Here is an 8,273-nt window from a genome sequence, read left to right as displayed (position 1 = left end):
AAGGACGTGTTGCAACCGCTCCTTGATTTGGACAGGCTTAACAAACTGGATGTGTATTCTCGGTTGGGGTGTGTGGACGTGGTTTCAAACGTGCTTCAGGTCATTGGGACGGTGGAACATCCCTCGTTTCGGATGCTTCGACCTCAACAAATGCCTTGTGAGTTAAACGACCTGTCATCTCGAATCGGTGCAAGCAGATTTTTGCTCCAAGAACTCCAAAGAAGCATCCCAGAATTCTTCGCATTTCATCGTGGGAAAAGCCGACTCGAAAACCGTATCATCCACCTTGGGGGGGGATCGAGTGATCTGATGTACCACTGCTCCATCTGTGACAGTCGTGGTTACGGGTTCGTTGAACTTCGCTTTGGGAATCGGCGGGATTTGTTCAACCTCTTTGCCATGAAGCCAAAACTCCTGCAAAAGTGCATCGACAAACGGGTATATGTAGGCAACAACCGAATTGGGGTTGAGTTCCCAGCTTGCGATAGCACAACAACTAATGTTGCTCGGATTGCAAAGATATTCCGAGCCATGATCGACAATCTGTCCCGACCTCTGTACGACATTCTCAGATTTGAGCATGAGGTGATGGTGATGCGGAAAGGGAAAGCGGCGTAACGAGCAGGGGGGAGATGAGAAGGGCGGAGGCGTTGGGTCTTTCCGACGCCCGTACATAGCGGCTGATGTGTTAATTTATTTGTACTTCAGTCGACCTTCGATATCAACCGAATTATAGGTGAACGCACCAAGAAAATTGAGGTAATTTCTCCATGGGCTATTGACAATAAGAAACATTATAATAGAGGAGAGAGGAGGTCGGATTGTGTGAACAAGAAGGATCTCAGCGAACGGGACATTTGCACGAAATTCATCACCCCTGCGATAGAGCACGGTGGTTGGGACATAAAGCATCAAGTTCGGGAAGAGTACGTGTTTACCGATGGGCGAGTCATTGTTCGTGGAAACATGACGGCAAGGGGAAAGAAGAAGCGTGCCGATTATCTTCTCTTTTATCGACCCAACACCCCAATTGCCGTTATTGAAGCCAAAGACAACAATCATTCGATGGGTGCAGGAATGCAACAAGCCATCAATTACGGTATGATACTCGATGTGCCATTCGTCTATGCCTCGAACGGAGACGGATTCATCGAGCACGATATGTTGACAGGACTTGAAAGGGAACTCTCCCTGGAACAGTTTCCTTCCCCAGAGGAGCTTTGGAGACGCTATCGGTCATTCAAAGAGATAACGGATGAACAGGAAACCATCCTGTCTGAGCCATACTACTTTTCGATGAATGGGAAAGCTCCACGATATTATCAGATGATTGCAATTAACCGTACTGTCGAAGCCATTGCCAAAGGGCAAAATCGGATTTTACTCGTGATGGCGACTGGAACGGGTAAGACATATACTGCATTTCAGATCATCTGGCGGTTATGGAAAGCGAAACAAGTCAAAAAGGTACTGTTCTTGGCAGATCGGAACATTCTGGTCGATCAAACCATGCAAAAGGACTTTGCACCATTTGGAAAAGTGATGACCAAGATTGAAAACCGCACCATGGATAGCTCCTATGAAATTTACTTATCGCTGTATCATCAGCTTTCAGGGAACACAGATGAATTGGATATCTTCCGTCAGTTTAGCCCTGAGTTTTTTGACCTGATTGTGGTGGATGAGTGTCATCGTGGGTCCGCGAGAGATAATTCTCGATGGCGCAGAGTCTTGGAGTATTTTTCTTCTGCCATACAGATTGGACTCACGGCAACCCCGAATGAGACCGAGACGGTCAGCAATATACACTACTTTGGGGAACCCATCTACATCTATTCTCTCAAACAGGGGATTCTGGACGGGTTCTTGGCACCATACAAGGTGATTCGGGTGAGTCTGGATCGCGACTTAGAAGGCTATCGTCCGACAGAAGGGAAGCTGGACAAGTACGGACAAGTGATCGAAGACCGCGCATATTATCTTGCAGATTTTGACAAGGAGATGGTCCTCGAACAACGAACTCTTCTCGTTGCGAAAAGAGTGACCGAGTTTTTGAAGAAAACGGACCGTTTTGCCAAAACCATCGTATTTTGTGTTGATATTGACCATGCGGAGCGGATGCGGCAAGCACTTGTCAATGAAAATGCCGACTTAGTCGCACAAAACCCGAAATACGTCATGCGTATAACGGGGGATAACGCCGAAGGCAAGGCGGAACTGGACAACTTCGTTGATGAGGAAAGTCAATATCCGACTATCGTTACTACCTCCAAGCTGTTAACGACGGGCGTGGACTGTACCACATGCAAGCTCATTGTGCTTGATAACGTATTTGGTGAGCACGGAATGACGGAGTTCAAGCAGATCATCGGACGCGGGACAAGACTCAAACCTGAGTACGGCAAAGAATTCTTTACTATCATGGATTTTCGCAACGCTTCACGTTTGTTTGCTGACCCTGACTTCGACGGCGAACCTGTCCAAATCTACGATGTGGACGATGGGGGCGATGATATCATTCCACCCGATCCGCCTGGTGGCGGAGAAGATGAAGGAGGGTTCGGTGGAGGCGATGACTTCGGGGGGGATGACGGCGGGTTCGATGGTGGTGATGATGATGGTGGGGGAGATCCTCCTGGTCGCGTGAAATACTATGTTGACGATGTCCCTGTCAAAGTTCTTAACGAACGAGTGATGTATTACGACGAGAACGGGAAGTTGGTCACAGAGAGTCTTAAAGATTATTCCCGCAAAGGCATCTTAAAAGAGTTTGCAACTCTCGATGACTTCATACGGAGATGGAACAGTGAAGACCAGAAGCAGGTCATCATTGACGAATTAAAGGAGCACGGGGTTCTACTCGAAGCACTCAAAGAGGAAGTTGGGCAGGACTTTGATGAATTCGATCTGATTTGCCATATTGCCTTCGATCAAAAGCCTCTCACACGCTCAGAACGGGCGCGTAAGGCGCGAAGGGACGACTACCTTTCCAAGTATTCGGAGACAGCAAGGGCAGTCTTGGAAGCCCTCTTGGAGAAGTATCAGGACGAAGGAAGATTTGACTTTGCTGATGTGAAAGTACTTGAATTTCAACCGTTCAGCCAGTTTGGGAACCCGATGCGGATTGCAAAGGAGTTTGGCGGAAAGTCGAAGTACATTCAAGCCATTCGAGAGCTTGAAAAGAACATTTACGCATGACCATCGCCCCTGAAAAGGGGCTTCTTATGGGAATTTGCGAAAAGGATTTGGATAACATATACTCGTCTCGCTTCAAGACGAATCCGTCCAAATACAAATCACATATTGCAACAAGAAGAAACCATTAAGTCGAAGCGAGGGAAATACAATTGACCATTGAAACATTGATCAAGCGGATTCAGAACATCATGCGACAAGACGCAGGTGTAGATGGCGATGCACAGCGCATATCTCAGTTGGTATGGCTATTGTTCCTCAAAGTCTATGATGCCAAGGAAGAATTATGGGAGTTCTATGATGACAAATACACTTCGATCATCCCAGATGAATGCCGCTGGCGTAATTGGGCAATCGACGAAAAGGACGGGAAAGCCCTGACGGGGGATGACCTTCTGGATTTTGTGAACAACACGCTGTTTCCTGCACTGAAAAGAATCACGGTAGATGAGACCACCGAGAAGCGACAAGCTATAGTGAAGTATGTCTTCGAAGATGCGAACAACTATATGAAAAACGGTACGTTATTGCGTCAGGTCATCAATATTTTGAATGAGGTCGATTTCACAGAATACGATACTCGTCATGCATTCAATGACATCTATGAGAGCCTGTTACGAGATTTGCAATCGGCAGGTTCAGCGGGTGAGTTTTATACACCACGTCCTGTTACCGAGTTTATGGTCAAGGTAATTGAGCCACGCATCGAGGAGACGATTGCAGACTTTGCTTGTGGTACAGGTGGATTTTTGATATCTACCCTCAATTACTTAAAAATCCATACACCCGAAGAAAAAGAACTCGCACAACAGAATCTTTTTGGTGTTGAAAAGAAACCACTTCCCTATCTCTTGGCAATCACAAACATGATTTTACATGACATTGATGCACCAAACATCTTGCATGACAACTCCTTGGCGAAGAACGTGCGGGATTACAAAGAAGCGGACAAGTTTGATGTCATTTTAATGAATCCGCCTTATGGGGGTACAGAGCAAGATTCTATCAAGATGAGCTTCCCTGTTGCCCTACAATCCGCCGAGACGGCAGACCTTTTCATGGTACTTATAATGTATAGGTTGAGAAAATCTGGAAGAGTTGGTGTGGTGTTACCAGATAGCTTTTTGTTCGGCGACGATAATGCGAAAATAGAAATAAAAAAGAAGTTGCTAAACGAATTTAATCTCCATACCATAGTCCGACTCCCAAAGGGTGTTTTTGAGCCATACACCGACATCCCAACAAATCTCTTGTTCATTAGCAATGACGGAAGGACGGACCATATATGGTATTTTGAACATCCGATACCAGTTGGGCTAAAGAACTACACGAAGACAAAGCCAATAAAACTCTCGGAATTCGATGTCGAGATAAACTGGTGGAAGAACAGAGTTGAAAATCAACATGCCTGGAAGGTATCTATGGATGAAATCGTTGAACGGAATTACAACTTAGACATAAGGCATCCATTCAGAGGAGACCAAGATATCGTTGAATACAGCGTGGAGGAGTTAATAGTTGAGCTTGAGGATTCCATGACAAACGTTAGAACTTTAATAAAGGAAATTATGGAGGACGAGCAAAGATGAGCACTGTGAAAGTCGGGGATCTTCTAAGCAGGGTTAAAGATGTTGTGATAATAGAAGATGACGTAAGCTACAAAAGGGTAACGATTAAAACGAAGGGTCAAGGCGTTTTTCTACGGGACATAGAAGTGGGGAAGAACATTGGTACGAAGCGGCAGTTCTTGATAAAAGAAAACCAATTCCTACTTTCGAAAATAGATGCAAGATATGGGGCTTTTGGAATTGTTCCAAGGGAACTTGACGGAGCTATAATTACAGGGAACTTTTGGACATACGACGTTGACGAGACCGAAGTTGATATTAACTGGTTCACCAACTTCGTAACCACAGAGCGATTTATAAATATCTGTGAGAAAACCAGTTCAGGAACGACGAATCGTAAATACCTTGATGAAGACCAATTCCTGAATTTTGAACTTGAACTTCCCGAAATGGAGGAACAACTGAAAGTAGTTGAGAAGCTTAGAAAGATCCAATCAATGTTTGAGGAGATTGAAAGACAAAAAAGTATAATCACTGCGCTGAAAAAGGTTATCCTTAATGAATCATTTAACATCGGGTAAGGAAATGCCCAACTCATCTGAGCATGAGTTAATCGATTTCCATAAAATCCACAGTTAACCAATATCGACATGCATGCTGGAGTTTACAAGTTGGAGAATCAGCCGTATCAGGAACAGGTAAATTCGAGAAGTCGGGGGTCGCTTCTCATCGTGGAGCCAGAGAGAGTCTTGATACAGCATTCCGTTACTTCACTGCGAATGCAAAGAGTATCAGCGGCATCATTAGCACCAAGACCAAGGACTATCTAATGCACATCAGTGACCTGCAGGGAATCGGGTTGACCAGCGAACTGGCAATCGCCGAATTAGTGGGTTTATGCTCTGGGGTGTTGGAGCGATCCGTGCAGGAGAGCTTGGTTGTCCTCGGAAACATGACAGTAGGTGGGACAATAGCCAAGGTCGAAGAGTTCGCCAACGTATTGCAAGTATGCGTTGATGCAGGAGCCAAGAAGGTGTTAATACCTGCGGTTTCGGTGGTCGATCTGCAAACAGTTCCATCAGACTTGCTCATCAAGATTCAGCCGATCTTTTACTCAGATCCAACGGATGCGGTGTTTAAGGCATTGGGCGTGAGTTAAACAGGGAAAGCAGAGCCACAAAGACACCATTCACGGGGGAAAACTCTTTGGCATGGCAGGACGGTGTCAACCAAGAGCAGGAGGTGGAATTTGTATGGGCAGGACTGTCGCAATGATATTCAGGGACAGACCAACACAATGGGGATTAAGAGGAGATCCCTATTTGTGGGGGGATTTAGAGGACCACTTTTCAAACGTATTTTTGCCATATCCCAAAGAAGACTTTGAAGAAGAACTTCATTCTTTTATAGAGAAAGTAACTGGCACCAAATTGACAATCGATGTTGAGGTACATGTTCCCAAATATCATCATCATGGAATGTCAGCAGGAAGGATTAGCGGTTGGTTCTGGATTGAACATGGCATACCGTTACTGATTTCCCGACTTGATGACGTGAATAAACAGTACGGGAACCCGTGATTTCAGGAAAAAGATGTTTAACACACAATGGTGTTGCCGAATCTCGGTCAGTACCAGAAACCAGTACGTGCCCTTCTTCCGTGGGGCGTGTACTGGTTGTTTGCATGCGGAAGTTGCACTGGATGAGTGTTACACTCTCTGTACCCTGTGAGTTTCCAGGTGTTTACTCATCAAACACTACCGTCTGATCTAAAATCCTCTCTGGAGGACGCGGATGGTGAGGCATTGGATTTGGAACAAGTCGGAATGAGAACGTGTTGAGGTCGTCGGGTAGTTTTGGGCTTACCTTGTAGACCAAGGAACATTGGTTGGTATGACCCTGGGAACGGTGAAATTGGATCTGTCGCCCTTCATTCGGCTCAACGTCTAACATAAGCTGAATGTTCAATTCTGCAGTTTCCGCATCCTCATCCGTGTAGATTTCCACGTAAACAAGACTGAAATCGGCGTATTGCTCCATGCGAGTAATCTGATAGGTGACTCCTTCCGACTGTACTTTCTTCATCACAGGAACGATGCCGACCAAGTTTTGCGGTGAAACGGGTAGTCGCGGTGGGCGGCGCGGATTGTTCATCGCGGCGAAAACCGATGCAATGACGTGGCGATCAACATGATATTCTTCGCACCACCGATCAAACTGTTCCTTTGTGGGATAACCGTTGGTTCCTTGGCTGATCCGAAGCCGTTCCGCAATGAGCTTCGCCAGTTGCTCGTCAATCGGTTGTAGGCGATGGTCGTAGGGGATTCGCATCATAAGGCAGTTCCTCCTCTGCTCCGCCAAAATCATAGGTTTGAGAATGATTGTAGCAAATTATACCAAGGGGTTGGAGGGAATACCATGACGGTACGGCGTAGGCGGGTATATAACGTTTAAAACATAACGACAAGCAAAACCTTGGAATCAAGCATGTCATCAACGTCTCCAATCCATTGGCGTGGCTCCTTCCAACCTATATCCCTGCGTTTTCCGCTATACTAACGTTGACCCTATCAAATCGGACGCAGGTGAACATTTATGCTAACCATCACCAATACACCGAACCTCACTGGACTCTCGATATCTGGCGACTACCTTGATCTCGACACCCTTTACATGTCCCTTCTCACCATTGTCGGGGATGAAGGGGAGTACGATGGCTATGAAGGCGCTCGACTCCGAGTCCTTGGGGTCTGTTATGACATTCGCCATGCCATTCAGGGAGATCGGGAAGTGGAGTTCGTACCAAATGGCATGGATGCGGACAGGATGAAGTTTTTGGAACTCATCACTCCTGAGAAGAACCTGTACTACAGGTGCCAGGTCTATTACCCCGAAGCCCTGTTTGTTACCGTCGCCCTGAACGACTTTATCCGCCTTTACGCCAAAAAACATGCCAAATCAGCCCCATTTCCTCTTCTCGACAAGAAAAATATATGGGATGCCCATATTGCGAATGTCAGGTTGTTTCAGTCCTCGGTGGTCAATTGTGTGAAGGAAGTAGTTACAGAGGCTTCCTTCAAACGCATGTTGAATTTGATGCACAAGGATTATCCGTGGACGGATGGATACGCAACTCAGTACCTCGACTTGCTGAACATACGATACCTGGAAATCAGGGATAAGGAAGAGCGGGCGAAGGCTCTGTCAACAATCGTCAAGCGAATGGTCGAGAAGGGCAAGGAATATCGTCAAATTGAAGAAGAAGTCAGAGCAATGGCGATAGAGCACAATTGCTCTGTTGAGGATATTAGCTTGGTGGAGGATTATCCAGAGGTGGAATGGTAGTGAGGGCAGGAAGAGTGAGGGTCTGGGCAACAAGTACCCAGTTTGTATCCCATGGATTCGATTTCGAAAACGCGGCGGTTGTCCATGTACTGTTACTGCACACTGATACGCTGTTCCGTGTGTTCACACCATTGTCGTGACGAGCGAGTACGGAGGTGTTTGACG

At 46.2% G+C, this 8,273-nt stretch carries 6 protein-coding genes and 1 pseudogene; 6 read left to right on the top strand and 1 reads right to left on the bottom strand.

Going from position 1 to position 8,273, the window contains the following annotated elements; translation table 11 throughout:
* Positions 1-825: 825 nt before the first annotated feature.
* The 5 genes and pseudogenes from hsdR to AAC01S_RS17545 all read left to right on the top strand — a co-directional run bounded on the left by hsdR (position 826) and on the right by AAC01S_RS17545 (position 6,343).
* The gene (hsdR, locus tag AAC01S_RS17565) at positions 826-3,198 is read left to right on the top strand and encodes an EcoAI/FtnUII family type I restriction enzme subunit R (RefSeq protein WP_067625558.1); all 2,373 of its coding nucleotides are present in this window, start codon (positions 826-828) and stop codon (positions 3,196-3,198) included.
* Between the two features lie 149 nt (positions 3,199-3,347).
* A complete protein-coding gene (locus AAC01S_RS17560; RefSeq protein ID WP_067625557.1) occupies positions 3,348-4,784 on the top strand; it encodes a class I SAM-dependent DNA methyltransferase in 1,437 nt (478 codons plus the stop codon).
* Complete coding sequence (locus tag AAC01S_RS17555; protein ID WP_067625554.1) at positions 4,781-5,344, top strand: restriction endonuclease subunit S; 564 nt, start codon at positions 4,781-4,783, stop codon at positions 5,342-5,344. Before AAC01S_RS17560 ends, AAC01S_RS17555 begins: the two co-directional genes overlap by 4 nt.
* A 78-nt stretch (positions 5,345-5,422) precedes the next feature.
* A pseudogene (locus tag AAC01S_RS17550) lies at positions 5,423-5,922 on the top strand (S16 family serine protease); the annotation flags it as partial.
* Positions 5,923-6,016: 94 nt separating this feature from the next.
* Entirely contained in the window at positions 6,017-6,343 is a 327-nt protein-coding gene (locus AAC01S_RS17545) for a hypothetical protein (protein ID WP_067625549.1), read from the top strand.
* Positions 6,344-6,506: 163 nt separating this feature from the next.
* Here AAC01S_RS17545 and AAC01S_RS17540 read toward each other — a convergent pair whose 3' ends face one another.
* The gene (locus AAC01S_RS17540; RefSeq protein ID WP_067625546.1) at positions 6,507-7,097 is read right to left on the bottom strand and encodes a chorismate mutase family protein; all 591 of its coding nucleotides are present in this window, start codon (positions 7,095-7,097) and stop codon (positions 6,507-6,509) included.
* A 261-nt stretch (positions 7,098-7,358) separates the two neighbouring features.
* Between AAC01S_RS17540 and AAC01S_RS17535 the strand changes: the two genes are divergently transcribed.
* Positions 7,359-8,108 carry a DUF6904 family protein gene (locus AAC01S_RS17535; RefSeq protein ID WP_067625543.1) on the top strand — a complete coding sequence of 250 codons (750 nt, stop codon included), beginning with the start codon at positions 7,359-7,361 and terminating at the stop codon, positions 8,106-8,108.
* The last annotated feature ends 165 nt before the right edge of the window (positions 8,109-8,273 follow it).

Origin of the sequence: Alicyclobacillus acidiphilus NBRC 100859 (assembly GCF_001544355.1) — a bacterium.
Classification (GTDB): Bacteria; Bacillota; Bacilli; order Alicyclobacillales; family Alicyclobacillaceae; genus Alicyclobacillus; species Alicyclobacillus acidiphilus.
Note: the sequence above shows the minus strand (reverse complement) of the source record. Positions and strands in the feature narration are given on the sequence as shown.

Excerpts from the sequence above, each read along its gene's own strand:
- AAC01S_RS17555 (WP_067625554.1), top strand. The coding sequence starts at position 4,781 with ATGAGCACTGTGAAAGTCGGGGATCTTCTAAGCAGGGTTAAAGATGTT.
- AAC01S_RS17545 (WP_067625549.1), top strand. The coding sequence starts at position 6,017 with ATGGGCAGGACTGTCGCAATGATATTCAGGGACAGACCAACACAATGG.
- AAC01S_RS17540 (WP_067625546.1), bottom strand. The coding sequence starts at position 7,097 with ATGATGCGAATCCCCTACGACCATCGCCTACAACCGATTGACGAGCAA.
- AAC01S_RS17535 (WP_067625543.1), top strand. The coding sequence starts at position 7,359 with ATGCTAACCATCACCAATACACCGAACCTCACTGGACTCTCGATATCT.